18 protein-coding genes are annotated in these 26,054 nt (G+C 66.9%); 14 read left to right on the top strand and 4 right to left on the bottom strand.

Going from position 1 to position 26,054, the window contains the following annotated elements:
• Positions 1-22 precede the first annotated feature (22 nt).
• The gene (locus tag C3B71_RS01665; RefSeq protein WP_108965690.1) at positions 23-4,837 is read right to left on the bottom strand and encodes a restriction endonuclease subunit M; all 4,815 of its coding nucleotides are present in this window, start codon (positions 4,835-4,837) and stop codon (positions 23-25) included.
• Positions 4,837-8,172, bottom strand: coding sequence for a helicase-related protein (locus C3B71_RS01670; protein WP_234416026.1), 3,336 nt, complete (start codon positions 8,170-8,172; stop codon positions 4,837-4,839). Before C3B71_RS01670 ends, C3B71_RS01665 begins: the two co-directional genes overlap by 1 nt.
• Positions 8,173-9,131: 959 nt before the next feature.
• Here C3B71_RS01670 and C3B71_RS01675 point away from each other — a divergent pair.
• From C3B71_RS01675 to C3B71_RS01695, 5 genes are all read left to right on the top strand, one after another.
• Positions 9,132-9,569: a helix-turn-helix domain-containing protein gene (locus C3B71_RS01675; protein ID WP_108965692.1), complete on the top strand. Its 438-nt coding sequence runs from the start codon at positions 9,132-9,134 to the stop codon at positions 9,567-9,569.
• A 59-nt stretch (positions 9,570-9,628) separates the two neighbouring features.
• On the top strand, positions 9,629-10,201 hold the full coding sequence (locus C3B71_RS01680) for a PIN domain-containing protein (protein WP_111819380.1): 573 nt from the start codon (positions 9,629-9,631) through the stop codon (positions 10,199-10,201).
• 427 nt (positions 10,202-10,628) lie between these two features.
• Positions 10,629-10,844 carry a hypothetical protein gene (locus tag C3B71_RS01685; protein WP_234416030.1) on the top strand — a complete coding sequence of 72 codons (216 nt, stop codon included), beginning with the start codon at positions 10,629-10,631 and terminating at the stop codon, positions 10,842-10,844.
• A complete protein-coding gene (locus tag C3B71_RS01690; protein ID WP_258522910.1) occupies positions 10,835-11,179 on the top strand; it encodes a type II toxin-antitoxin system PemK/MazF family toxin in 345 nt (114 codons plus the stop codon). Before C3B71_RS01685 ends, C3B71_RS01690 begins: the two co-directional genes overlap by 10 nt.
• A gap of 201 nt (positions 11,180-11,380) precedes the next feature.
• Positions 11,381-13,018 (top strand): hypothetical protein, encoded by a 1,638-nt coding sequence (locus C3B71_RS01695; protein ID WP_108965700.1) that lies wholly within the window; start codon positions 11,381-11,383, stop codon positions 13,016-13,018.
• Between the two features lie 282 nt (positions 13,019-13,300).
• Here C3B71_RS01695 and C3B71_RS01700 read toward each other — a convergent pair whose 3' ends face one another.
• A complete protein-coding gene (locus tag C3B71_RS01700; protein ID WP_108965702.1) occupies positions 13,301-14,296 on the bottom strand; it encodes an ROK family protein in 996 nt (331 codons plus the stop codon).
• 39 nt (positions 14,297-14,335) lie between these two features.
• Between C3B71_RS01700 and C3B71_RS01705 the strand changes: the two genes are divergently transcribed.
• From C3B71_RS01705 to C3B71_RS01735, 7 genes are all read left to right on the top strand, one after another.
• Complete coding sequence (locus C3B71_RS01705) at positions 14,336-15,136, top strand: GntR family transcriptional regulator (RefSeq protein WP_073330337.1); 801 nt, start codon at positions 14,336-14,338, stop codon at positions 15,134-15,136.
• 34 nt (positions 15,137-15,170) lie between these two features.
• Positions 15,171-16,469 (top strand): ABC transporter substrate-binding protein, encoded by a 1,299-nt coding sequence (locus C3B71_RS01710; RefSeq protein WP_108965704.1) that lies wholly within the window; start codon positions 15,171-15,173, stop codon positions 16,467-16,469.
• Positions 16,470-16,480: 11 nt separating this feature from the next.
• On the top strand, positions 16,481-17,428 hold the full coding sequence (locus C3B71_RS01715; RefSeq protein WP_083565772.1) for a carbohydrate ABC transporter permease: 948 nt from the start codon (positions 16,481-16,483) through the stop codon (positions 17,426-17,428).
• On the top strand, positions 17,425-18,300 hold the full coding sequence (locus C3B71_RS01720; protein WP_108965706.1) for a carbohydrate ABC transporter permease: 876 nt from the start codon (positions 17,425-17,427) through the stop codon (positions 18,298-18,300). Before C3B71_RS01715 ends, C3B71_RS01720 begins: the two co-directional genes overlap by 4 nt.
• 17 nt (positions 18,301-18,317) lie before the next feature.
• Complete coding sequence (locus C3B71_RS01725) at positions 18,318-19,409, top strand: SIS domain-containing protein (RefSeq protein ID WP_073330328.1); 1,092 nt, start codon at positions 18,318-18,320, stop codon at positions 19,407-19,409.
• Positions 19,400-21,505, top strand: coding sequence for a glycoside hydrolase 5 family protein (locus tag C3B71_RS01730; RefSeq protein ID WP_108965708.1), 2,106 nt, complete (start codon positions 19,400-19,402; stop codon positions 21,503-21,505). The genes C3B71_RS01725 and C3B71_RS01730 overlap by 10 nt, the downstream gene beginning before the upstream one ends.
• A gap of 160 nt (positions 21,506-21,665) precedes the next feature.
• Positions 21,666-22,253 carry a GmrSD restriction endonuclease domain-containing protein gene (locus C3B71_RS01735; protein ID WP_108965711.1) on the top strand — a complete coding sequence of 196 codons (588 nt, stop codon included), beginning with the start codon at positions 21,666-21,668 and terminating at the stop codon, positions 22,251-22,253.
• A gap of 243 nt (positions 22,254-22,496) precedes the next feature.
• On the opposite strand, the gene C3B71_RS01740 is transcribed toward C3B71_RS01735, so the two are convergent.
• Positions 22,497-22,739: a hypothetical protein gene (locus C3B71_RS01740; protein WP_108965713.1), complete on the bottom strand. Its 243-nt coding sequence runs from the start codon at positions 22,737-22,739 to the stop codon at positions 22,497-22,499.
• A gap of 385 nt (positions 22,740-23,124) precedes the next feature.
• On the opposite strand from C3B71_RS01740, the gene C3B71_RS01745 reads away from it, so the two are divergent.
• Positions 23,125-25,074, top strand: a complete 1,950-nt coding sequence (locus tag C3B71_RS01745; RefSeq protein ID WP_395994448.1) for a ribonucleoside triphosphate reductase — start codon at positions 23,125-23,127, stop codon at positions 25,072-25,074.
• A 182-nt stretch (positions 25,075-25,256) separates the two neighbouring features.
• Positions 25,257-25,970, top strand: coding sequence for an anaerobic ribonucleoside-triphosphate reductase activating protein (locus C3B71_RS01750; protein WP_108969424.1), 714 nt, complete (start codon positions 25,257-25,259; stop codon positions 25,968-25,970).
• The last annotated feature ends 84 nt before the right edge of the window (positions 25,971-26,054 follow it).

A 26,054-nucleotide genomic window follows, 5' to 3' on the forward strand; every position in this document is an offset into this window, starting at 1 on the left:
GTTCGGTGTGAGTTTATGTCTCCTATGAGAGGCTCTTGTGGATGTGGCGGAAGTCGAGTTCGCGGTCGCGGGTGCGGAAGGGGAGCTCGTAGACGTAGGTTACGCCGGAGCCGGGGTGGGTGTGGGTGCGCTCGTCCAGCGGCATGTCGGCATCCGACTCGGGGCGCTTGCGCTTATCCCAGGCCTGCCGCACCGGCGTGGGCACCTGCCGACCGTTCGCATCATAGACATAAGCACCCGTACCGCGGCCATGGTCGTAGTCGTAGAGCACCGCGAACTGGGTGCGGTAGATCGTGCACAGGTCCTCGATCGGGACCCCAAGCATCACCGCCACCATCACATCGACCTCAGCCTGCGCGTTGCGCCGGTCCTCCGCACGCCGCAACGGCGTGTCTGGAGTCCAGACCGGCCCTACCGGGCGTTCGTCGTAGCGCTCCAGAATCGGCGAGTCCTCAAGGAACGCCTGGTCCCAGCATGCGGCCCACAAGTCTGTATAGGCCTCGGTCAGACAGTTGAGGCGGAGGGCGCGGAGAACGACCCGTGATGAAAGGGGGGAATTGAGGGGAGGCATAGGGAGTGAGCTGACTGCGCCGCCGCGGATATGGGAGAACCCACGCGAACGCGCATAAAAGTCCGCGAGGATCGAACTGAGCGTTCCGGACACGTGCATGAGTTCACTTGCGTGGGCCGCGGGCAGGCCTGCGGAGAACAGGCCATCCACGTGCGCGGATGAAGGCGGGATCAGCGCAGGAGCCAAGGTACGTTCGCCGGTCAGAGGCACCTGGGTACGCCAGGCGATGCGGTAGTGGTCGCGGGCGGAGGTGGTGCCCCAGTGGGTGTAGAGACGATCGTAGGTGGCGCGGTCGCCGGCAGGCTTGTACTGGGTGACCGGCTGCGCATCCGCCGGCAGGGCCTCGAAGTCGGTCGGAGTCCAATCGAGGAAGTTCTTCATGGATTCGTTCGGCCATTTATACAGGGGCGTAGACACGTACAGGTGCGGTCCCTGCAAGATGGCGTCCTCCCAGAAGGTTCGGCCCCATTCCTTGACGAAGCGGCCCTTCTCAAAGTCTGCTGTCTCGTGCCAGCCGGCGGAGAACTGAAGACCGAGGGAGCCTATGCGCTGGCTGCGTGACAGCGTTTCCAGAGTACGAGCGGCCGCCGAGTTGACCGTGGAGACCATGGGGGCGGAACGCCAGTCGTCGGCCTCGGTCACCGCCTGCCAGGTCCGAAGCATGGCGTCGTCGACCTGCTGGATGCGGGAGGCGTGTGGGCGCAGGTCCCAAGTGCCCGTGTGCGGGTCCTTGAAGCCGGGCTCTTCGCCTGAGCCGTCATGCTTGAGAGAACGTGCGACCGTATCGGGATGGTAGAGCGAAGCGGCATGAAGGAAATGCGGTGCCCGTTCGGTGCTGTAGACATGGACGCCGTAAATCTTCTGGTGCTGAATATCGAACAGCTGAAGCTCGTTGATGAACTGCCAGTGCCTCCGCAGGTGCCGATACGTCGCTGCGCGCAAGTTCTGGGTCTTGGCATCCGTGAAGTGGGTCTCCATATGGATGAGCCCCGAGGTGCCGCTCGACTTCTGGTGTTCCCACACCTGGCACATGAAGGCTCGATACAGATCGGGCTGGCCGCTCAGCAGCGGGTAGACGGTCGAGTCGCTGAGCAACTCGGACTGCACGATCTGTTCGGCGGTGCCGTCGATTACCAGGTTGCGCATGCCCGGGCGTGCCAAAGTTTCCGGGCGGCGCGCCTGCTTCGCGGCCTCCGAGGGCTTCTTCGTCAGGGTCCACCACGGGTCGCTCTCTGATAGAAGCGCGTTCACGTCGGCGGTGGGCCGCACCCACGGCGGGTTGCCCACCTGCAGGTCGAATCCGCCGCGCGCAAACACAGTGGCGAAGTCCAGTTCCCAATGGAAGAAGCCCTGCTCGTCCGCAACCCGCTTGGCCACACGCAGCCACGGCTGCTGCTCAAGCACCGCCTCCACCCTGCGGGCACCGGCGAACTGGAGGTCCCAGGCCTCCGTCTCCTCCAGGCCCTCCCAGGTGGTCGCCTCGGCAAGCGGCACCGCGTTGGCGGGGGCGGCGTCGCCCGCGTAGCCGAGCGTGTGCTCCAGCGTCTCCAGCCACTCCTCCAGGCTCGGCGGCTTGACGTCGGTGGTTAGCGGCCAGTACCACAGTGCGCACCAGGCATCCATTACCAGCCGCAGGCGCCGGTAGGCCGAATCCGGGTTGGCCAGGTAGGTCTCTATCTGCTCCCGCGTCACCGCCGAATCCGCACCCGCCTGGGGCTCGCGGCCCCACAGGTCGATGCGGCGGGAGGCCTCGGCCTCCGCCACCCGCAGGCGCCGCAGCGTCAACTCCCAAAGCACCTCCACGCGCCGCGCCAGCGCCGTCAGCCGCTTGATCTGCTTATTCGGCTTGTCCTTCGGGGCCTTGGTGATGTCCTTGCGCCACTCCTTCAGAGCCTTCAAGCGCCCGGCGTCCACCAGGTTACGCACCTGCTTGGGCACCTCCGTGGCCGAGCCCCAGCCGCTGGCGGGCAGCAGGAAGTGATGCACCCGGCCGGTCATGTCCAGGGCCTGGCCCAGGCGGTGCACGGAGACGGGCGCGGCAGGCTCACCCCGGCCTGCGGGCAGGCCTCCCGGGCCGGCCGGGCTCGACGGGCCATCCGGGCCGACGCCGTCGGCACCCGCCGAACCATCAATGGCCTCGGCCACCTGCCGCAGCGGCTCGGCCACCGGCGTGGTGCTCAACCACTTCCGCTTGCTGCCCAGGGCACTGACCGGATACAGGGCCCGCCTGGCCCCCACCAGCGAATTGCCTCGCCGCAGCCGCAGGCCGAACCACGGCGCCGCCAGCCCCTCCACCATCGTGTCCAGCCACAGGGAAATCTCCGCCAACTCCACCGCCGTGGCGTTCAAGTCCACGCCGTAGACCTGATGCAGCGCCAGGTAGGCCTTCACCCTGGCCAACTCGCGCGGACGCTCCTCCGGGTCCACGCGCCGCCCCAGCTCCCGCTCCCGGCGGGACAGGTACTGCTCGGCCAACTGGCGCACCGCCTCAATCGCGAAGGCGCCCGACCCCAGCGCCGGCTCACACACCGTCAGGTGCAGCACCTCCTCCGCCGTCGTCGTGCGGCCATCCTGATCCAGCAACTCCTCCAGGGCCTGCTGCACCGTGAAACGCGTCAGCACCTCCGGGGTGTAGAAGGACGCCGACCGCTGCCGATCCCGGCCCGAGAGCCGGAACACGAACTCGCCCGGCTCATAGGTGACGTTGCGGCGCTCACCCGTCACCTCATCCTCCACCGTCACGAAGTCCTTCTCATCCAGGCCTTCCATGACATCCTCGGGCACTACCCACGAGCCCTTGGAGGCGTCCCCGCCCGGCGCCACCTCCCACAGGCGCTCGACGGCGAAGGAACCCGTGTAACTCATCAGCCCCTCATAGACGGCGCCCAACTGGTTGATGCCCAACTCCACATAGGAGATGAAGCCCCGGCCCGTCCGGCCGTTCTCCTTAGTCAGCAGCAGGTGCCGCAGCACCCGCAGCAGGGCCGCATTACCCAGGCCCACCTCATCAATCAGCGCCGTCGCCTCCGGGCGGAACAGGTCCGCGCGCATCGGCTGGAACACCAGGCCGTCGAAGGTCTCCTCCTGATCCGGCGTAACCCCCGTGTTCCAACCCGAATCCACTAGCTTGAACAGCAGCTTCAGGGACTGGTAGATGTGCGTGCCCGCCTGCGCCGTCTCCTCATGCAGCTCCCGCAGCGTGAGCTCCCGCAGCCGCTCCAGGCCGTAGCCGGCGTCGTACTCGGCCGCACCTACCGGCAGCACGCCCAGCTCCGGGCTCGCCTCCGCATACAGCAGGAAGATGATCCGGTAGATGTACCTAAGCGACTGCAAGGCCAGTGGCTGCGCCTGCTCCTGGCCCAGCGGCGGCATACCCCGGGCGGCCCGACGCCGCACCACCTCATTGGCGATGATCTCAATGGAGGAGCGCACCCCCTCACGCAGATCCCTCGACACCCCCACCGTGTGGGCCGCCGAATCCGCGAGCGTGCCCGACCACCAGGTCTCGCCCTCCGGAGTCGGCAGCAGGGAGCGAGCGTCCATGCAGGTCAGTGCCCGCTCCACCTCACCGCCCCGCTTGGCGTCATTGCGCTCCACCACCAGCTGCACATTCACCGCCAGCCAGCGGCCCTCCGGCCAACGCTCCTTCTCCGCCACCAGCGCCCAACGACCCGCCAGCACCAGGGCGAAGGCCGGGCCGTGCTCGTCGGTCATCAGCGTGGACAGCGCCCGCGCCACCGAAACCACCGGCTCGGCGCCCTCCAGGGCGGGGGCATCCGGGTCCTCCAAATCCACCGGCTCCCACGGCTCGGACAGCGTCTGGGCATCCTTGACCAGCAGGTCCTCCACCGTGGCCGCGGGGCGGGCCCGCAGCAGCGCCAGCGGTGCCGGGCCCTCATCGCCGACCGGCCGCACCAGCGTCACCGGGCCGCGGTCAACCAGCCGGAACTCGGCGGAGGCGAAACCCAGAATCTCCCGCAGCGCGGCGTCCAGCTCCCCGGCGGCCCGCAGGGCGGCGGCGGTGGGTGTGGCGGCGTCGTCGTCGGGCAGGGCCGCCAACAACTCCTCCAGGTGCGGGCGCGCCGAACGGAAGCGGCTGCGCGGCGTGGACACCGGGGCGGCGCCGTCGGAGGGCTTCTCCAGCTCCTCCCACTCCTTGCGACGCTCCAGCACACGGGCCAGGAAGGACTCCTTCGTGGCGTCGGTGGTGAAGTAGTGCTCACTGATCCAGTCCTCGCCCACCACGAGCGCATCCGACGCCGCCATCAGCGGTCCCCTTCCTTCCCGAAACCACCACTAAAACCACTGCCCAGGCCAGCCCCCGCGCCACCGCCGAGGCCGGTACTCGCGCCACCGCCGAGGCCGGTACTCGCGCCGCTGTCGAAACCATGGGGCACTACCACCAGCAGCGGCCGCACCAGGGTGTGTGCCGGAAGCTGCTGCTCCATCAGCGCATGCTCCGCCGCCACCGTCTGCCGCTGGGAACGCAGCTGCCGGTTCTGGATGAGGCGGCCCGCGTCGTCGTCCCAGGAATCCGCCCGCCGCGCCCAGGCCTCCACCCGGGTGCGCGCCTGCTCCCGGGCCGCCTGCACCGTCAACGTCATCTGCTTCTCGGCCGCATCCACCGCCGGGGCCAGCAGCGCCTCCAACAGTGCCGTATCCGGGGCGCCGCCGGCATTGGTCAGCTCCCGCTCCACACCGACCGCCTTGAACATCTCCGCCGGGGAGGCGTGCACCCGCCCGATCGGCACCGCCTCCGGGTCCCGGCCCGCCTGCAACTGCGCGCGGGCGGCTGCCAAGTCCAGGAACGGGAAGGCGACGGAGACGCTCACCAGGGAGATCGTGCGGCCCGCCAGATTCGTGAGCGTGCCCAGCAGCAGCACCGTGGGCGACTCCACCGCCCCGTGCACCGCGAACACGGAGGAGCGGCCCAGCCGGGCCAGCACCCGGTCGCCCGCCCACTCCAGCACCGGGTGCAGCGGCCCCAGGTAGTGGGCCTCCGGCCAGGAGGAGTCCGAGGAGTCCCGCAGCGCCTGCGCCAGCAGCGCCCTGCCCTTGCGCTGGCTGGTGGCCAGCAGTAGGTGCTCCTGCACGTGCCGGTCCTTCAGATACGACTGCGGCAGCACCGCCAGGCGGGCGCGCAGGCCCGCGGGCGGCACCAGCTCCACCACATGGTCCTCATGCTCCCGCCAGGAGACGCCACCGCCGCCGGTCTGCCCGTGCTCGGCCTCCTCCGGGCGCTCATACAGCTCGGTCAGGGCCTGACGCAGGTAATCCAGCTGGGAGTCGTACAGGGTGGAGGACGGCAGCGGGGCCGCGGGGCGGGCCGACGGCGAGAGCCCGGCGGCCGGGGCGCCGCCGACCGGGGCGGCTTCGGCAGCGGCTGGTGCGGCAGCGGCCGGGGCGCCGTCGTCGGAGGTGTCCGGGGCGTCGTCGGAGCCGGCCTGGGCGGTACCCGTCAGGGAGGCGAACAGGGCCGCCATCGGATCCAGCTCCAGGGCCGCATCCACATCCGGCACCACCGCGTCAATGTCCGCACCCTGCTGCAACGCCTCACGGATCGCCTGCTCCTCCTTCTCCCCGGAGTACAGGCCCATCAGGGAGGCGGCGTCGCCCAGCGCCCGGTGCGCCTGATCCTCCTTCTCCATCAGGCGGGTCAGCACGCGCACATCACCGGAGAAGCGTGCGTCGGAGGGGTCCAGCAGCAGGGTGGTGATCTGCGGGCTGGTCTCCTGCCCATAGCGGTCGATGCGGCCATTGCGCTGCTCGATCCGGATCAGCGACCAGGGGATGTCATAGTGGATCAGCTCATGGCACTGGGCGTGCAGGTTCACTCCCTCCGAGGCGACGTCGCCGGTCACCAGCACGCGCAGCGGCGTATGCGCCTGCCGGAACTCCTCAACGATCTCCTGCTGCTCCACATCCGACAGGCCACCATGCATCACGCGCACCGCGCCGTCGCGCAGGCGCAGGTCCCGCCGAAGATTCTCGGCCAGCCAGTTCAGGGTGGCCACGCGCTCGGCGAATACCACCGCCCGCGCCGTCGAACGAGGGCCGACGCCGATGCGGCGCAGTTCCTTCAGCAGCGCCTGGTACTTGCCGGACTCGGTGTTATTGGCCGCCTCGGCCAGCTGCCGCAGGCGGGCCAGGGCCCGGGACTGCTCGGAGGATTCCAGCGCCTCCTCACTTCCGGCCCGGGCGCGACGCCGCGCCATGCGCTCGTCGATCGTCTGAATCAGCGCCGCCGGGGAGGACAAGAAGGCCTTCGCCAGTGTCCAGGAGAACAGGGCGCTGCCGCTATTGCCCGCGGTGCCCGGGCCGGCAGCGCCCGGGGCGGAGGCGCCGTCGGGCCGGTGCAGCCAGGAGCGGGACAGCTCCCCGGCCACCGCATCCTCCGCCGGGGAGGGCGCTACCAGCCGGTTCACCGGAGTCAGCCGCTCCTTCCAGCGGTCGCCCACGACGTCGCGCACCTCCTCGGAGTGACGGTGGCGGCGGATCACCAGCCGACGCACCGCCTCCTGATCCAGCGAGCCGTCCGCATGGACTGCCGTCGGCTCCAGCAGGCGAATCAGCTCCGCGAAGGACTTCGGGTCCCCGTTGTGAGGCGTGGCGGAGGCCAGGATCAGGGCGTCCGTCTGGCGGGCCAGGATGTCCGCCAGACGGTTGTTGAGCGTGCCCTTGTTAGTGACGTTGTGCGACTCGTCGATGACCACCGCATCCCAGCGCTGCTTACGCAGGTGGTTGAGGTAGCGGTCGGACTTGAGGGTGTCGATGGAGATGATCGCCCGGTGGTAGACGGAGAACGGGTTGCGGGTGGCCGGGATGGTGCGCCGCACCCGCTGAATGCCCACCGAGTCCAGGCGCACGAAGGGCAGGGCGAAGCGCGACCACATCTCATGCTGCATCTGCTCCAGCACGTGCCGGGGCGTGACGATCAGAATCCGGTCCCCGCGGCCGCGGCGCACCAGCTCCGCCAGAATCATGCCGATCTCCAGGGTCTTACCCAGGCCCACCGTGTCCGCCAGCAGAATGCGCGGGCGCAGGTTGGCCGGGTCCAGGGCCTGCCGGACGGCCGTGAGCTGGTAGGGGAGCGGGTCGGCCAGCATGTCGCCCACCACCGACAGCTCCGTGGAGCCTGCCGGCAGCGCCGTCTTGCGCAGCGTCGCCTCCAGCCACAGGCGCGAAAGCCGATGCCGGGTGGAGGTATCCGCCACCACCCGGGTGCGGCGCGGGTCAACGGGCTCGATGCGGTCGATCCCGGCGGAGAACTGGGCGGTGACGTCCTGCACCAGCTCCGACAGCCCCTGCACCGTCACCAGGGTGCCGTCGGAGTTCGTGGAGACCTGGGTGACCAGCCAGTCCTCGTCGCGCACTCGCACCACCGAGCCGGGGGCGACGTCGAGGGACGGCGGGGGAGTGGAGGTGGACGGCGCAGGGGTGGGGGAAGGGGCGGCGCTGGCGGGAGCGGTGACGGGCAAGGAAACGTCGGCGGAAGAAGCGTCCGAGCGGGCGGTGACGGTGGGGGAGACGGTTGCCGCGGAAGGCGCGGGAGTGGAGACCGCGCTCGCTGCGCTTGGGTCGGAGGGGGTGGCCGTGGTCACGGGGATGATCCTAAGAAGCGCCGTCGGCCAGGAGGCCAGGACGGACAACTGTGTTCGAGGTGTGACTCGCCCTTGCCCGCCGGGCCGTACGGCGGGCACAATAGAGGGGAGCCACCCGGCAGCAACCCGGATGACTCCCCGACGCGGTCGGTCCTAGAACCAGCCGCGGAGGGAATCCATCAGGACACTAACGGCCCGGATCAGATGAGCGATAGCGTTAATGAACTCGCTCGTCTTCCGGGCCGTTTCCTGGTCCTTGCGGACTTTGGCGTGTCGGCCTTTCGACTTGGCACACCCCCTCACCTCCTCCCTGACCTCCTTCTTCCCCGGCCATCAGGACGATGCGTGATCCGGGAGAGGGTACCGGAGAAGGCGCCCCCAGGGTGACGGTTTGTTATCCGGCCGGGGAGGGTGTGGGTGGAGCCGGGGGTCTGCTCGCCCGCGTGCTCAGCGGTGACGTCGTCTACTACGCCGGTTCGGGGTTTACTACGCCGGTTAGGTGTTTGTTGAAGGGGTCTGGGCCCTTTAGCGGAGGTCTAACTGGCGTAGTAGAGGCCGAAGGGGCGTACCCAATGATCGGGCTCTGGCCTCCGCGTCATCAACGCCATGCCGAGCGCTGCATCCCACCGTATACGTTCGCGCCCTAGTGCCGCACCCAACCTCAGATGCCGCCGCCAACCGCCGTACTCCACGCACGAGGAGCCGTCCTCGTCGGGAATGCATGGCATGGAGTCATGCCAGGACGGCGCCGATTAGGGTCAAACGCAGTGATCCGTGCCGTCGCGGAGCGTCAGGGCGTGGTCGCGGATGTCGCCATCCGGTGGACGCCCCGGTTCGCGGCCCGGTCTCCTGTGGTTGCACCAGAAGAGTGGTGATCCCCACTGTGTTTCACATATACGTGAAACTGCGTTATCCTGTAACAGCACCTACGAATGGTGTGTGAGGAGAGGGGAGACATCATGTCAGCCGGTACGCTCACCAGGGTCGGCCTCGCGGCGCAGACCGTGCGTGAGGTCCAGGAGATCAAGCCCATAGAAGGAGCCGTACTCGTACTGCGTGACCCTGACGGCCGCGAGGTCGTGTTGACGCAGGGTGTTCAGAAGGCTCTGTTGGCAGCCCTCGCCTCGATCGCCGAGCATGGCGAGGTCACTATCGGACGTGTCCCTGACGAGCTCACCAGCACTGTTGCCGCCGACATGCTCGGTGTCTCGCGTCCTACGCTGCTGAAGTGGAGCCGCGACGGCCTGATTGACTCTTTCAAGGTCGGCTCGCACACTCGCTTCCGCCGGGAGGACGTAGTGCGGCTTCGTGATGAGCGTGAGCGCGAGCGTCGCCGTGCCTTCGAGGCACTGCGAGCCCTGGACGCGGAAGGGGACTTCGAGCACTTCGAAGACTGACTGCGACAACAACCACGGAAACCTGTGAGCGGGGCTGCGTCTTGCCGTACTCTGCGTCTATGACGCAGCGGGTGCTCGTGGATGCCAACGTACTGTTTCAGAAAACAACCATGGACTGGTTGTTCCTGCTGCGTCTTCATAATCAGGGCATGTTCCAGATCTATGCCACTGAGGATATCTTGGCCGAGGTCATTGCAAATATGCGTGAGAAGAAGCCGAGGATGCCCGGACATGTCACCCGCCGTCGCGCTGAACTCATTCGGAAGAGCCTAGATGAGGTGATTCCCGACTATCCCGGCAATGTGCCGTTCAGCGGCGCTGATCCGAAGGACTATCATGTTCACGCGGCGGCGGTGTTCGGTCAGGCGGATTTTCTGCTCACACATAATGATTCCAGAGACTTTACCGATAATCCCGACGGTGAGAGCTACTCGGTCATCGCCCCCGATGAGTTCTTCCTATTGATCGCAAACTCTGCCCCGAACTGTATGATGCCCATCGTTCGGAAGCAAATGGAGTACTGGATGGACAGGCCGGGGTATCGGCAGTTGGATGATGCGTTGATGCGGTCCGGGTGTCCTGGGTTTGCGCAGTGCGTCCGTGAGGTGCTCCAGCAGATCGCATTGCTATAGTAACTCTTCGCGTTTGAGGGTGTGGGTGGAGCCGGGAGTTGGCTCGCCCGCGTGCTTAGCGCTGACGTCGTCTACTACGCCGCCCCACCTCGGATGCTCGCACCGCCAACCTCCATGTCCCCACGAATAGGCGGTTCGTCGTCGGGCATACATGGAGTCGTGTCCAGGGTGACGGCGATCAATGTCAGTACGCACACTCTTACGCCGAGAGGGCGAAGCGCGGCTTCGTGATGAGCGTGAGCGCGAGCGTCGCCGTGCCTCCGGTGAACCGCGAGCCCTGGATGTTGAGGCAACACTCAACATCGACCGACCAGTGGTGCTCAACTCAGAGGGGCCGGCGTGATGGCCTCCCCGAGGCGTCTATTGTCGAGCGACTGCAGGTATGGTCAAGAGTATGCCTAGCGGGCATACTATGAGCATGAATAGGATGACTACGATCAAAGTCGAGAGCAGCACCCGTGATGCGGTCCGCGCCCTCGCTGAGCGTCAGGGCGTCACCATGGATGTCGCCATCCGGCAGATGGTCAAGGCTGCGGAGCGTGAGCTACGTTTCGCCGACCTCAAGGCTGCCATGGAAGCAAACCCTCCGGATGAGGCTTACTTTGCCGAACTCGCTGACTGGGAGTCGGACGCTTGGAACTGACTCCGCATCCGTCAACCGGCGAACTGTGGTGGGCTGCGCCGGACCCGGTGGTTGGGCGTGAGCAGTCTGGGCGACGTCCTGTTCTCGTGATCTCTAACGCCCGCTACCATCAGGCCGTAACGACGTTGGCGGTAACTGTCCCGGTAACCTCCGTCGACCGACGCTGGCCGAACCATGTGCGGATCCCCCGCGGTGCGGGTCTGCCCCAGGACTCCTTCGCCATGACCGAACAGGTCCGCACGATCTCCCGGAGGAGACTGGTCGAGCGTATCGGTGTTGTTGGTGACGATGTCCTGGGGCAGGTGCTTGGCTGGGTGAGAGACTGGATCGCCTAGCGTGTCCAGCCAGGGGTGGACTGGACGGACCGGATGAGCGACGGAACTGCCCTCGTTTCGAGACGCGAAGGCGGGTTAGCGGGATTCGGCGGGCGCTAACGTTCCCGCTGACACGTAGCTCAAGCGCGAGAGGGGATCCAAGTGGACACGAGTGGGGCCGGGAGTCCATCACGGGCTTCACAGGAGTCGAGTGAACCCCTTGTGCAGACGGCCGCGGGGGTGACGCCGTCGCCGGCGGAAACAGGAGCGGAAGCGCCGGCGCCGAATGCCGCCACCGAACTTACGCTGCTGGAGGCCGCCCCCGGCGTAGCCGTGTTACTCGCCGACACGGTGCCGGACGGCTGGGAGATCGAGCCCTTCAACCTGGGGGAGCGAGCCAACACCGAGATCACCAATGCCGTCAGCAACGCCGCCGGTGCACTCAACCTCGTCGCACAAGGGGCGCAGGGGCTCGTCTCCGCCCAGGGGCTGGTGCGACTTGCGCCGGAGACTCTGCACAACCTGCGCACCATGAACACCATTGTTAAAGGCGGCTACAACCTCGGCGTCCTGACCCAAGGCGGTAAATTCGCGGCCCAGGTTCGCTGGGTCCCCGCCACCGGAGTTCAGGCCGCCACGGTGGCCGCGAGTGCCGGTCCGGCCTTCGCCCTGATGGCCATCAGTGCGCAGCTGACCTCACTGTCCAAACGGGTCGACCAGAACCTAGAACTGACTCGCGACGTCCTCCAGAGCCTGCTGCAGGACCACTGGAACGCCCTCAGTGGCATGTATGACACCGTCGTCGGCGCCATTGATGCGGCACGCACGATCGGGGCCGTCACGTCACGGGTATTTGAACCAATCGCGCACCTTGAGGCCGATCTTCGCGCCGAGTACAAGCACTTCGACCGCCGCCTGCAAAGTCACCTAAAGGCGCTGGGCGGGACCGCTGTCGAGCGGCGCGACTACCTGCGGGACCATGCCCAGGAGGTCGCCGCAGACGTCCAAGGACTCGTCATGTCCGCCAACGCCCACTACGGGTACCAGTTGCTCCGAGCAGCCGAGATCGCCTCAGACAGTGAGCGCAGCGAGCAGGACGAGCAGCTCATGCGGTACCGAGCCGAACGGATACCGGCCGAGCGGGCCGAAACCATGGCAAGGATCGCCCAGGTGCTCGGCCGACTCGACGCGTACTGTCACCTGGCCGAGCTCCTGGACGGGCGCGGCGTCGACCTCGGGCGTGCCGGTGCCAGAATCGGTGACCTGGCGGGGCAGGTCTCCGGACGTGTCCCGGCGCTGCGCCGGGCGCGGCGGGACGCGAGCACCGAGCAGGTCGTCGCGGCCATGACCCAGTACGTGGCGGCACCGTGCGTCGGCGCCTATGACGCCCCCGCGCCACTGGAGCCGAACCTCGAAGTGGTTGAGGATGACGACGCCGCGGCGCACGCGCTCGACATTCTCAGATGGGCGCTGCCCAATGGCGGGCCCCTACTCGTCCTAGCCGAATTCGGCCGCGCCTGGGCGGGAGACAACAACCTTAAGGGCGGATACCTGGGGGTGACGCCCACGCGGTTCTTCCTCGCCTCACGTTCCACGCTCACCAAAGACGGACTGATCGACGACGACTTCCCGCTGGCGGACGTGCGCTACGTCCGGTTCCGGCAGGGTGAGGACAGGGCGCGGCTAGACATCATCACGAAGGATGAGAACCTCGCAGCGCACTTCGCCGACCGGGCGGCCTCGGGCGAGCAGGGCGAGCGACTGCGGCGCGTTGCGGATGTGCTGATGACGGCCGCGAACCTGCCCGCGGAGGAGAGGCGCTCCGACCCGCTGCTGGAGGCGGCCGCGGCTCTCCCGTAATAGCGCCCGATCCGTCGCCTGGTACGTACGCAGCACCTCTGGCGGGAATGAGGCGCTCCCCGGGTTACGGCGGGCGCAGGCGTCCACTCCTAGGACGGGTGAGGCGGTACCAGGGCTGGCGAACGGGAGCGGCGGGGCTCCAGACGCGTTCCGGCACTACGCCTGACGTCGGATCCCGCGAGCACCGGGTAATCGCCGCTCCCATGATCCGGTACGTGGCGGGGCATGGCTCAGCATCCATCGGTGTGTGATGCCCGATGGCGAGCCTCCACTCGCCCGCAATCACCTGCGGCTCAGGAGCGAGGCGCCGATGAGGGACACGTCGTCGCCGAGTCGCGCCGGTACGACGGTGCACGCGTCGGAGGACGGGGAGAGGGCGGCGGTCCGGATGGCCCGGGACGCGGCCCCCAGCCACTCCTCATGGTGGGCCGCCACGGACCCGCCGACGACGATCAGTCGGGGGTTGAACACGTTGACGAGGTCGACGCAGGCGGAGCTCAGGGCGCGACGTGCGTCGTCGAGGGCGCGGAGTGCGGCGTGGTCGCCGAGTTCCGCGAAGTGGCTGATGTCGGCCCCCGTGACTTCTCGGCCGGCGGCGAGATGCTCCTGCAGCGGGCCGGCTACATCGGCGGCGAACTCGGCGGCGCGCCGGGCGAGGGCGGGCCCGGAGGCGTAGGCCTCCAGGCACCCCTTCCGCCCGCAGCCACATCGCGGTCCCGCTGGGTCCAGGCTCATGTGCCCGAGCTCGCCCGCGGTCCCGGTGCTTCCGTAGAGGAGTCGGCCATCGACCACGGCGGCTCCTCCGACTCCGGTGGACAGGGTGAGGTAGATGAAGTCCGAGACGTGCTGGGCCGCCCCGCGCGCGTTTTCTGCGAGCGCGGCGGCATTGGTGTCCTTGTCGACCGCGATGGGCAGCCCGGTCGCTTCGTGCAGGCGTGCACCGAGTTCCAGTCCGGCGAAGTTCGAGTCCGTGTTCGGCGGGGTGAACAGGGTGCCGGTGCGCGGGTCGACCGGTCCGGTGACGCTGACGCCGATGCGCCTTACGGGAGCGTATTCAAGCAGGGCTCCCGCACCCTCGAGGGCGCGCACGCACGTGGTGACGACGGACGACGGGTCGGGCCCTCCGGGCGTCTTACGCCGTGCTCGCGTCAGGATCTGGCCTCGGCGACTTACTCGCGCACCGCGGATCCAGGTGCCGCCGATGTCGAGGACGCCGACGTCCCGAGCGCTGAACGCCGCGATCTGATGCTTGTTGACAAGAGGGCTGGCACTGTCCATACTTGATTATAACATTATAATCTTTCGATCCGTGAGGGGGTGTCGGATTTGGCGAAGGGAAGTGCCGACGCGAAGACCGCGCAGGAGTGGAGTCGTATAGGTGGGCCTCTGGTACAAGGGGCATCGCCCCTTTACCATCAGGTCTACCGTGCGCTGCGTACCCGGCTGGAGTCGGGGGAGCTCTCGGCCGGAGATCGGCTCCCAACGGAGAAGGAGCTCGCGAGTTCCTTCGGCTGCTCCCTGGTGACCATCAGGCGGGCCCTGGATGAACTGGTTCGGGAGGGGGCGATCACCAGGACCCGCGGCAAGGGCACCTTCGTCTCCGCCCGGAGAATTGACCGCGAGCTCAACCAACTGACGTCATTCACCGACGAGATGTCGCTCATGGGCCTGTCCCAGGAGACCAAGCTCCTGGGCGGTGAGATCACCGAAGCCATCGCCTCGACCGCCGACAGGCTCGGAATCGCCGAAGGCGCGCCGGTCTACGCCATCGAACGCCTACGCGTGGCCGACGATGAACCGCTCCTCATTGAGCACGTCTTCCTTCCTGCGCACATGTTCCCGGGCCTGCTGTCGGTGGATTTCGGGACCACCTCGCTGTACTCCTACCTCTATGAGCAGTTCGGGGTGGAGCTGGTCCGCGGACATCAGACCGTCGAACCCGCTCTGCCCTCGGCTCGTGAGGCCCGACTCCTAGAGCAGGACCGCAGTCAGCCCGTCCTCCTGCTGCGCCTCACCTCCTACTCGTCAGACGGAAGACCCATCGAATACTGCCGAACAGTGGTCAAAGGATCTCGCGCCAGGTACCACCTGGAAGTCTCCCGCCCGCGCTCTCTCTAACCCGATCCGAGATTGATTCGCAAAGGAGCGAACAATGAACACAGGGAAAACACGTCAGCCATTGAAGGCCGCCGCCCTCGTCGCCGGCGCCCTCGCGCTGTCCGGACTCGTCGGGGCCTGCTCGGCGAACGACGGCGCGAACAGCGACGCAATCGTCGTCTGGGACTATTACGGCTCCTCATCTCCGGTCAAGCCCGCCCTCGACCTGTTCGAGGAGAGCCACCCCGACGTCACCATCGACTACCAGGAGTACGACTACGACACCTTCCAGAACAAGCTGGCGGTCGCCGTGTCTTCCGGTGCGGCGCCCGATCTCGCGACCATCGACATGGTGTGGACACCCGTCTACGCCGCACAGGGCGTGCTCTCCGACATATCGGAGATCTCCCAGGGGGAGCTCAACGGAGAACCCATCGAGAGTCAGTACTCCAAGGGTGCGCTAGAGGCGATGGAGTATGACGGGCGCACGATCGTCCTGCCCTACGACTTCGATGCCTATGCCCTCTACTACCGCAAGGACATCCTCGAGCAGAAGGGCCTCGACGTGCCCACGACGCATGAGGAGCTGCTCAACGTCGTCGAAGAGATGTCCGAGGATACCGACGGCGACGGAAAGGTGGACAAGTACGCCTTCCAATTGCGACCCGACACCTTCGAATTCAGCCAGTTCCTCTTCCAGGAGGGAGGAAGCCTGGTCACCGAGGACGGTACGAAGTCGGCCTTCGCATCGCCCGAGGGAGTAGATGCGCTGGAGTACATGGGACGACTCATGGATGCCGGCTCGGTCTATTGGGGGCCGGACGAGGGCGATTCGGGCGGTCTGGCCGGCATCGCCGACGAGCGCATCGGCATGTTCCTCAACGGCCCCTATATGATGGGAATCCTCAAGGACGGTGTCCCCGAGCAATCCGGGAAGTGGGCGGTCGCCGATGCGCCCTTCTCGAAGGAGCCGGGCAGCTACCTCGGCGGGACAGGACTAGTCATCCCCACCGGCGCGAAGAACCCCGCGGGTGGATGGGAGCTCGCGCAGTTCCTTCTCCAACCCGCCCAGCAGGAGCTCGTCTACACGAAGGCGGGCGCGGCTCCCGCCACTCTGGAGGCCCTCGAACTGCCCGCACTCACGCAGGCGGACCCCTTCTTCGACGGGCAGGTCCCCTTCCCCGTCTTCGAGAAGGCCCTCGAGTCCGCCCAGCCCTTCCCCTACGTGGCCGGATGGAGCGATATCGATCAGGCGATCACCGACGGGGTGGTCGAAACCCTTGTCCAAGGAACCTCGCCGGAGGTGTCACTCCGAAAAGCGGCGGCGACGGCCGACGAGGCGCTTCAGAAGTAGGTGACGGCGCAATGAGCGCAAATCTGATCCCTTCACTGAGCGGCAGGGGGAGAAGGCGCCGAGAGGGCGGGCGCACGGGAGTGCGCGCCGGCGGATCACGGTTCACGTCGGGCCAGGCCAAGGCGGGCCTGCTCCTGGTCGCCCCGGCGATGCTCATCACCACGGTGTTCTTCTTCATCCCGATGCTTCTCTCCCTGTGGTGGAGTTTCACCAGATACAACGGTATTGCCCCGCCGCAGTTCGTCGGCGTCGACAACTATGTCGACCTCGTCACCGACCCCCTCTTCCTGAAGTCGGGGATCAACACGGGACTATTCGCCCTGGCGACCATGACCACCGGCCCTCTCCTGGGCCTGCTTTCCGCACTCCTGCTGAATCAGGCGCGGGTGCTGCAATCCCTGTTCAGGTCCGCGTTCTTCCTGCCGGTGACCATGTCGCTGGTCGTCGTCGCATCCATGTGGAAGATGCTGCTCAACGAACACGGGGTCATCAACCAGATGCTGGAACTGGTCGGCCTCAACGGCGTGTCCTGGCTGAACAACACGAAGACCGCGCTGATCGCCGTCGCGGTGACCAGTGTCTGGCAGGGATTCGGCTTCGAAACGGTCGTCTTCCTGGCCGCCCTGCAATCCGTGCCCCACGAGCTCTACGAGGCCGCTGCCGTCGACGGCGCGGGCCCCTGGAGACGCTTCTGGGCGGTTACCCTTCCCGCGCTGCGCCCGACGATGCTGTTCGTCTTCATCGTCGGCATCATCGGCGCCTTCCAGGTGTTCGACCAGGTCTTCGTCATGACTCAGGGGGGTCCGGTGTCGGCGACGACGACCGTCGTCTACTTCGTCGTCAAGCGCTTCGAGGAGCTCGACCTCGGGCACGCCTCCGCCGCGGCGTATCTCCTTGCCATGTTCCTGGCACTCGCCTCCGCTGTCCAAATGCTCCTCGAGAGGAGGGACGAGCAATGAAGGACGTACGCGTAGCGCAACCGAGCATGCGGCGTAGAAGGGCCGCGTCTACGACGGCGATTTACGCACTCCTCGTCGTCTCGACAATCGTCATGGTCGCTCCGTGGCTATGGACCCTGTCTACCTCCTTCAAGCGTTCCCAAGACGTATTCTCGCCGGACTCGGGGATCATCCCCTCGCCCTTCTCGTTGCACGCCTACGAGCGGATCTTCACGGAGACCTCCTTCGGCACCTATGCGATGAACTCGGTCATCGTCACCGTGTGCGTGGTCGCACTCAACATCCTCTTCGACTCGTGCGCGGCATACGCCTTCGCCAAACTGAGGTTCCCCGGGCGCAACGTCCTGTTTTGGCTGCTGATGGTGACGATGATGATTCCCATGCAGGTCAACCTCATCCCCCTGTATCGGATGATGGTGTGGGCGAACCGGTATTTCTCATGGTTCGGCGTAGACACGCTTGCGGGCATCATCGCCCCGGGAATCGTCCAGGTGTTCGGGATCTTCCTCATGCGACAGTTCTTCCTGTCGATCCCGGACTCGATGCTGGAAGCGGCCCGCCTGGACGGCGCCTCCGAACTCCAAATCCTGCGCAGAATCGTCCTGCCGATCGCCGCTCCGGGGCTGGCGACCCTGACGATATTCACCTTCCTCGATACATGGAACGACTTTCTGTGGCCGCTGATCGTGTCTAGTTCGGAGTCCACCAGAACCCTGCCCGTCGGACTGGCGCTCCTCGCGCGCAAGAACTCCGTCGACTGGCCCGGGACCATGGCGGGCGCGGTTGTCACAGCCGTCCCGATGGTCATCATCTTCCTCCTGGCGCAGCGCCAGTTCATTGACGGCCTGACGGCCGGCTCCACCAAGGAATAACCGATAAAGGAACAAGAATGCACTCGACATATGAGTCCGCCGAACCCATTGAACGCGACGTCTTCCTAAGCGAGATCTGCGAGAGCGGGGACGCCCTGCGCAGGACGGCCGATGAACTGCGCGCCCAGAAACACGCGCTCAACGAGGTCAGACGCCGCCTGTCCGGGCGTCGTCTGATTCTGACGGGCATGGGCACTTCCGGGGACGCGGTCACGGGTCTGGCGTCCGTTCTCGGTCGATCCGGACGCGAAAGCACCGTCATCAACACCGCCGAGCTTCTGCACTTCCGTCTCGCGTCGCTCACGGACCGGCACGGAGTGATAATCGTCAGCCAGTCCGGTCACAGCGTGGAGGCGGTCAAACTCATGAGTGTTTTGACCAGGGAAAGAGGCATTCCAGTCGTCGTCGTCACGAACATGGCGGGCAATCCGCTCACCGACGCCGCCGACGTCGCAATCACGCTGGGCGCCGGAGTCGAGGTCGGTCCTTCGTCGAAGACCTATGTCTCGACCATGTTCGTCATGCAGGTACTCGCCGAGCTCCTCGCCCTGGACGACGCGGTCGAATCGATCCTCACGCGGGCGGACCGCAGGGCCGACGCCGCCGCGAACGTCCTGGCGGCCTGGATAGACGATGCCGAGGGCGTGGGCGCGCGGCTCGCCGACTGGATGGAACAGGTGGATTCCCTCATCATCGTCGGTCGCGGCGCGGGAGTCGCGGCGGCAGAGGTCAATGCTCTCGTTCTCAAGGAATCGGCGCATGTCTCCGCCCAATCGATGGACTCGGCCGAGTTTCGTCACGGTCCACTCGAATTGGCCGCCCCCGGACTCGGAGTGGTGCTCATGTGCGTCGAGCCGTCGGTCTCCGATCTCGATGCCCGGCTCCGCAACGAACTGCTGAGTAGAGGAGCATCGACCATGACTATCGGTGTCGATGCCTGCCGGGCCGGTGACCTGCCGATCGACTATGTCCTGCCCGACAGCGAGCCGCTGATAGATGCGGGACTCGTCGCCCTGCCGCTGCTCCTCGCCGCGTGGGCGGAGGCATCCCGTAAAAGCGAGACCCCCGGAGTGTTCAGCGTCGGAGCGAAGGTGACGACATGCGAGTGAATCCGTTGAACGACGGCCCGGGGCGCTTCCGCATGGGGCCACACTTCATATATGACCAGGGCCGGGCGGTCGTGCCGGTCGGCGTTCACTACGTCCCGCGCTCGGGGCCGGATTGGCCGTGGCGCACGGGGTCCGGGGAATTCGCCCGAGCTTTCCGCGACATCGCGGCTCACGGACTGGACACGGTCAGGATCGACCTGCTGTGGGCGGCCCTCGAACCGCGTGAGGGCGTGCTCGACGAGGAGCACCTGAAGACCCTCGACCGGATCCTCGACGCGGCGGCCGCTAACGGACTGACACTTCACCCGACGCTCTTTGTGGGCGGCGAAGTCGGCGACGCCTACTGGGACCTTCCCTGGGCGAGCGGAATCAACCCCCATTCGGATCGGCATCTGCTTGACGCGCAGTGCGCGCACGCCGCCCATCTCGCCGAGCGCTGGTCCGGTCGCCGCGAACTCATCGCTTGGGACCTCACCGATGAACCGCCCTTCTGGATCTATGGGGACTCCACCTCGGATGAGGACGCGCGCCTATGGACCCATCGCCTGGCCGAATCGTTGCGCTTGAACGACCCGAACCACCTGATCACCGTGGGAACCGCCTCCCAGGAGGTCGACGGCGGGCCATTCCGCTGCGACGTCGTGGCCGACGAACTCGACTTCTGCTGTGTGCACCCCTACCCGATCTATTCGCCGGAGCTCTACGCCGATCGGCTGGAATCGCGTCGCATGACGCATGCGGCGGCATTCGAGACCGCATTGGCGCGCGGCGCCGGCAAATCCGTGATGATCCACGAATTCGGTGCTTCGTCGACCCAGCACGCCCCCGATGTCATTGCGCACTACGACCATCTGTCGTGCTGGTCAGGTTTTGGGGCGGGCGCCATCGGCTTCTACGCCTGGTGCTGGATCGACGCCGAGGCCGACGCCTATGGGCGCGCACCGTATGTGCGGATGCCACACGAGACCCAGTTCGGACTCGTCGACGCCGACAACGTCCCGCGCCCGCGGCTGACATCCCTGTCCGACCTGCGCGCCTGCCTGGCGGGTTTCGACCTCGAGCGCTGCGCCTCGGACGGCCCCCGAGCCCTGGCCTCGATACCGGTGCCGCGCGAGTACGCCCACCCCTACGCGCAGGAGAACTACGGACTCGACGATGCGCCGGCGGGACCCTACGTCCCATCCGAACAGTCCTGGGACTCCACCCGCGACGTCAAACCCCTCATCCGCGGCCTTCTCAACGCCTTCGTCTACTCCGAGCGGGCGGGGATGCCCGTCCAGTTCCCCCGGGAGACCCTCGACGACGCCTGGCCGACGACGCCTGTAACCGTGCTGCCCGCGCCGCTAACGTCGACGACGAACTCCCTGCTGCACGTGCGTACCTCCTTCTGGCAGGGTGCGTCGAACTACGTGGCTGACGGGGGAGTTCTCTACCTGTCGCTGTCCGCGGAGAGCGCGATCCCCGAGCTGCACCGGTTCGCCGGTGTGCGTATCAAGGACCGGGCTCCGGTCGATGAGGATCTGAGGCTCACTGTCGTTCGGCCCTTCGGCGGCTTCGCAGTAGGCGATGAGCTCTCCCTTCCCGGAGGCAGTGCCGACCTGCATGGACGCGGGGTGGAACTGGAGGCGGAGGGCGCCGAGGTCCTGGCGCGCACGGCGGCTGGTGCCCCGGCGCTGACGCTATTCACCCGTGGGGATGGCGCCGTGGTCGTCAGCGCGTATCCGCTCGAGCTCATGGCCGCGGCCACTCCGGACGCCCACGACGACGACCGCGTCTGGCGCCTGTACCGCTTCGTCCGCGAGCTGTCGGGATGTCGCCTGCCGGTGGACTTGGACGACGGCGAGTTGACCAGGGGAGTACTCACCGGTAACGGGGGAGGCATGCTGGTGGCCACCAACCACGGGGCAACCGCCGTTGAGGTGCCCGTCCAGGTTCACGCCTCTTCCACGGTCCAGAGCGCGTCTCTGTGCGTCTGCTCGCCCGAGCGTGTGGCCCGGCCCGATTTCTCGCAGGACATCCGCGAAGGCGCGATGGTGACGGTGCCCGCTTTCGGTACGCGCATCATCACGTGGGATGCCCCGCCGGTCGACTCCTGAACTAGCGGTCTCGGCCGCGTTCCGACGACGGTGTTAATGGTCTTCATGCCTGTTAGCGTCGCCGTTGGTCTCGGCAGGGTGTCGATTTCCGTCTATTCGTGCAGGCCCCGGCAGACGGTTACCTACGATCGCCCCATCCCATCGGCGCCCAGGAGCACGCATGATCACCGAGCTCGCGATCCCACAAGACCTCTTCGCCCTCACCATGCGCTTGGATGCACCGCTCTTCCAGCGCCCATACGTGTGGAACCAGGAGGACCAGTGGGCGCCCCTGTGGGAGGACATTCGCACCCTCGCCGAGGCCTGGCTTGACCCACACGCGCCCGGCCCAGGTAACGCACGACGCCCGGCGGAGCCCCACTTCCTTGGCGCCGTCGTTCTCCAGGACCGTAATACCTTACTGACCGGAGAGGTCCTCGCCATCTGGCCGACGCCCGCCGGGCACGTTCACCGCGCCCCGCGCCGTGCGCTAAGCGTCAACAATGCGACGATGAAGGACCTCCTGGACGCGGGCCTGCTGGCGGTCGGGGATGAGCTGGTCGGTGTTGGAAGAGACGGGGAAACGCGTGGCGGCGTTGACGCAGCCGGGAGACTGGTGTTCGAAGGCGTAACTTATGCGGCTCCGTCGACGCCGGCGTCTCAGGTGCGAGGCACCAGCACGAACGGCTGGACTTTCTGGCGCTTGGGGAGCCTTGACGGCCCCACTCTGGATGAGCTGCGAGCGCGTCTGCTCGCGTCGCACGAATGAGCCGGGTGAGCCTCGGCGGCCAAAAGTGTCCATCCGTAGCGGCTTTGGCGCGGCGGTCTAATTTCGATGCCGGGACAAACCGCCTCTGACCTGGGCATACGTGACGTCCCATGAGGGCTACGACTGTGCTCTTGAGGTCAAAGCCGCGACGGATGGTCACTTTCGGGGCGGGTGAGCAGGACTCCGGAGGCTTCCCGGCTGCTCGCATCGCTGCGATGAGCGCATCGGGCCCCACCCATCGCCTCAACCGGGGGAGAAGGCAGTTACACCCGTGGCGATGTTGCAGTTGCTGCCGATCACTGCGGCCGGATTGATGATGATCCGGCCGCGGTGTCCGATGTAGAAACCGGGGCCGATCCTGGTCGACCAAGGAATTTGGATGAATGTCGTCGCCGACAGATGGCTGAGAGCCGCTCGGTAAGCCTTCTGCATCAGCGGCGAGCTGGCGTTCTGCGCATGACGGAAGGTCCACAGGTAGCTCAGCACCTTGCGCTCGCCGAGGCTTGCCGGTTCTACCTGCGGCCGCGTGGGGTAGCGCGGCTCGCCCGCCTGGCGACACGCGCGTGCGCGTCAGAAAAAGTGTGAGCTGCGCCACCCACAAGAAGTGGGGTTGCGCAGAGCGGCGGTCGCGCCGGATGGCGCCACCGTTGCGGGTATGGTGCGGGTTGTGACCACAACATGTTGTGGTTGCTGGCCGGTTACGCTCCTAGATGATGTGTTACACCGGTGTCGTTTGTGGGGGTGTCTTGGAGTAGGTGTGGGGGTGTCTTGGAGTAGGGTCGAGGGTGTCGGCGGCGCCGACGGGGGCCTGGTGGCCCCGTCTGCACCGCCCGTTCAAGGAAGACCGCACGCTCAGCACTGGAGGCCCCTCGTGTCCGACAGCACTCAGACCCCGTCCGCCGCTCACCTGGCCGCCGCGCACCCCGAGCTCGTGGCCCGAGGTTCTGCCGACTCCGCTGTCGCCCACGGCTCGCGGCCCCAGATCGACGCTGTCTCCACCATCACCGAGTACCTGGACCGCTCCGACTGGCGCGTGAACGCCAATGCCAACCAGGGCTACTCCCTGGGCGGCATGATCCTGAACACCTCCGGCAAGGTCATCGCCAACTACTGGCTCAGCCAGATCTACCCGCAGGCCGCCGGCGACGCCCACCGCAACGGTGACATCCACATTCACGACCTGGACATGTTTGCCGGCTACTGCGCCGGCTGGTCGCTGAAGAACCTGCTCCAGCAGGGCTTCAACGGCGTCCCCGGCAAGATCGCCTCCGGCCCCGCCAAGCACTTCTCCTCCGCCGTCGGCCAGATCGTCAACTTCCTCGGCACCCTGCAGAACGAGTGGGCCGGCGCGCAGGCCTTCTCCTCCTTCGACACCTACATGGCCCCCTTCGTCCGCCTGGACAACATGAGCTACGACGAGGTCCTCCAGTGCATGCAGGAGCTCATCTTCAACCTCAACGTCCCCTCCCGCTGGGGCACCCAGACGCCCTTCACCAACCTTACCTTCGACTGGACCTGCCCCGCGGATCTGGCCGACGAGCACCCGCTGATCGGCGACGAGCTGTGCGACTTCACCTACGGCGACCTCGCCGAGGAGATGGGCATGATCAACCGCGCCTTCATGGAGGTCATGACCACCGGTGACGCAGACGGCCGCGTCTTCACCTTCCCGATCCCCACCTACAACATCACCAAGGACTTCGACTGGGACAGCCCCAACGCCGACCGGCTGTTCACCATGACCGCGAAGTACGGCCTGCCCTACTTCCAGAACTTCATCAACTCCGAGCTCGACCCCGGCATGATCCGCTCCATGTGCTGCCGCCTGCAGCTCGACCTGCGCGAGCTGCTCAAGCGCGGCAACGGCCTGTTCGGCTCGGCCGAGCAGACCGGCTCCGTCGGCGTCGTCACCGTGAACATGGCCCGCCTGGGCTACCTGCACGCCGGCGACGAGGAGGGGCTGGTGAAGGCGCTGGACCGCCTCATCGACATCGCCTCCGAGACGCTGGAGCTCAAGCGCACCGTCATCCAGCACCACATCGACACCGGCCTGTTCCCCTTCACCAAGCGCTGGCTCGGCACGCTGGACAACCACTTCTCCACTATCGGCGTCAACGGCATGAACGAGATGGTTCGCAACTTCACGCACGACGCCTACGACCTGACCGACCCGCGCGGTCACGCCATGTGCGTGCGCATCCTCGACCACGTCCGCGGGCGCATGGTCGAGATCCAGGAGGCCACCGGCCACCTGTACAACCTGGAGGCCACCCCCGCCGAGGGCACCACCTACCGGTTCGCCAAGGAGGACCGCAAGCGCTACCCCGACATCCTCCAGGCCGGCACCGACTCCAACCCGTACTACACCAACTCCTCCCAGCTGCCCGTCGGCTACACCGACGACCCCTTCGAGGCGCAGGAGATGCAGGAGGAGCTGCAGACCAAGTACACGGGCGGTACGGTGCTGCACCTGTACATGAACGAGCACATCTCCTCGGCCCAGGCCTGCAAGGAGCTGGTGCGCCGCTCGCTGACCGCGTTCCGCACGCCCTACATCACCATCACCCCGACCTTCTCGATCTGCCCGACCCACGGCTACCTGGCCGGCGAGCACTTCACCTGCCCCAAGTGCGCCGAGCTGCACCCCGACGCCGAGCCGGTCGAGTGCGAGGTGTGGACCCGCGTCATGGGCTACTTCCGCCCCGTGAAGTCCTTCAACATCGGCAAGAAGGGCGAGTACATGGAGCGGCAGATGTTCACCGAGTCGGCGGCCGGTGCCCACGGCACCACCACCTCGCGCCTGACCTCCATCAGCGCCTGACATTCCGCCCGAGGCGACGCCGGGGCGCTGGGACCGGGGAAGATCCTCTCCGATCCCAGCGCCCCGCGCGCCCAGGCACTCGATCCCCACAGGGAGACACCGTGAGCAGCGAATCCGCGCCCGGCGCCCGTCGCCCCGGAGGCGTGGACGTCGACGTCCCCGCGCACCGCCCCGCCGACGATCTGCAGATCGCCGGGCTCGTGCCCATGTCCACCGTCGACTGGCCCGACCACCTGGTAGCGACGGTCTTCCTGCAGGGCTGCCCCTGGAACTGCTTCTACTGCCACAACCAGGCCCTCATCCCCACGCGCACCCCCGGCGTGGTCTCCTGGGATGAGGTCCGCTCCCTGCTCGCCCGCCGTCGCGGCCTGCTCGACGGCGTCGTCCTGACCGGTGGGGAGGCGCTGCGCCAGGACGCCCTGGCCGACGCCGCCGCCGAGGTGAAGGAGATGGGTTTCCAGGTGGGCCTGCACACCGCCGGCCCCTACCCGGGTCGCCTGCGCGACATGGTGGCGCGTGGGCTGGTCGACTGGGTCGGCCTCGACATCAAGGCCCTGCCCGAGCACTACGACGTCGTGGTCGGCCGCCCCAACTCCGCCGCCAAGGCCTGGGAGAGTCTGCAGGTGCTGGTAGACGCGGCCACCCGCGGCGACGGCGTCGACTTCGAGGTACGCACCACCGTGGTTCCCGGGGATGTCACCGCCGCCGACGCCGTGGAGGTTGCCCGCCGCGTGCACGACGCCGGCGCCCGGGTCTACGCCCTCCAACAGGCCCGCGGCGCGGGCACCACCGGCGACTTCGCTGTGTCCGCGCCCGGCTGGGACGCCGAGTGTGAGCGCATGGCCGCCCAGATCGAGGCCCTCGGCTGGGACCGCTTCACCTACCGCCCCGCCTGACGCCTAGCCGCCCCCGCGCCTCTTCTTCCGCCGAGACCGGCATCTGTGATACGCCGAGACCTGTACTAATGCCGGGCGGAGCTC

The sequence above is a fragment of the Actinomyces sp. Z16 genome (assembly GCF_003111765.1).
In the GTDB taxonomy this organism is placed as follows: domain Bacteria; phylum Actinomycetota; class Actinomycetes; order Actinomycetales; family Actinomycetaceae; genus Actinomyces; species Actinomyces glycerinitolerans.

Bases quoted from the DNA above. Each gene is read 5' to 3' on its own strand.
- C3B71_RS01725 (WP_073330328.1), top strand. From the start codon at position 18,318: ATGCACTCGACATATGAGTCCGCCGAACCCATTGAACGCGACGTCTTC.
- C3B71_RS01680 (WP_111819380.1), top strand. From the start codon at position 9,629: ATGACGCAGCGGGTGCTCGTGGATGCCAACGTACTGTTTCAGAAAACA.
- C3B71_RS01665 (WP_108965690.1), bottom strand. From the start codon at position 4,837: ATGGCGGCGTCGGATGCGCTCGTGGTGGGCGAGGACTGGATCAGTGAG.
- C3B71_RS01675 (WP_108965692.1), top strand. From the start codon at position 9,132: ATGTCAGCCGGTACGCTCACCAGGGTCGGCCTCGCGGCGCAGACCGTG.
- C3B71_RS01715 (WP_083565772.1), top strand. From the start codon at position 16,481: ATGAGCGCAAATCTGATCCCTTCACTGAGCGGCAGGGGGAGAAGGCGC.
- C3B71_RS01710 (WP_108965704.1), top strand. From the start codon at position 15,171: ATGAACACAGGGAAAACACGTCAGCCATTGAAGGCCGCCGCCCTCGTC.
- C3B71_RS01685 (WP_234416030.1), top strand. From the start codon at position 10,629: ATGACTACGATCAAAGTCGAGAGCAGCACCCGTGATGCGGTCCGCGCC.
- C3B71_RS01720 (WP_108965706.1), top strand. From the start codon at position 17,425: ATGAAGGACGTACGCGTAGCGCAACCGAGCATGCGGCGTAGAAGGGCC.
- C3B71_RS01700 (WP_108965702.1), bottom strand. From the start codon at position 14,296: ATGGACAGTGCCAGCCCTCTTGTCAACAAGCATCAGATCGCGGCGTTC.
- C3B71_RS01730 (WP_108965708.1), top strand. From the start codon at position 19,400: ATGCGAGTGAATCCGTTGAACGACGGCCCGGGGCGCTTCCGCATGGGG.
- C3B71_RS01735 (WP_108965711.1), top strand. From the start codon at position 21,666: ATGATCACCGAGCTCGCGATCCCACAAGACCTCTTCGCCCTCACCATG.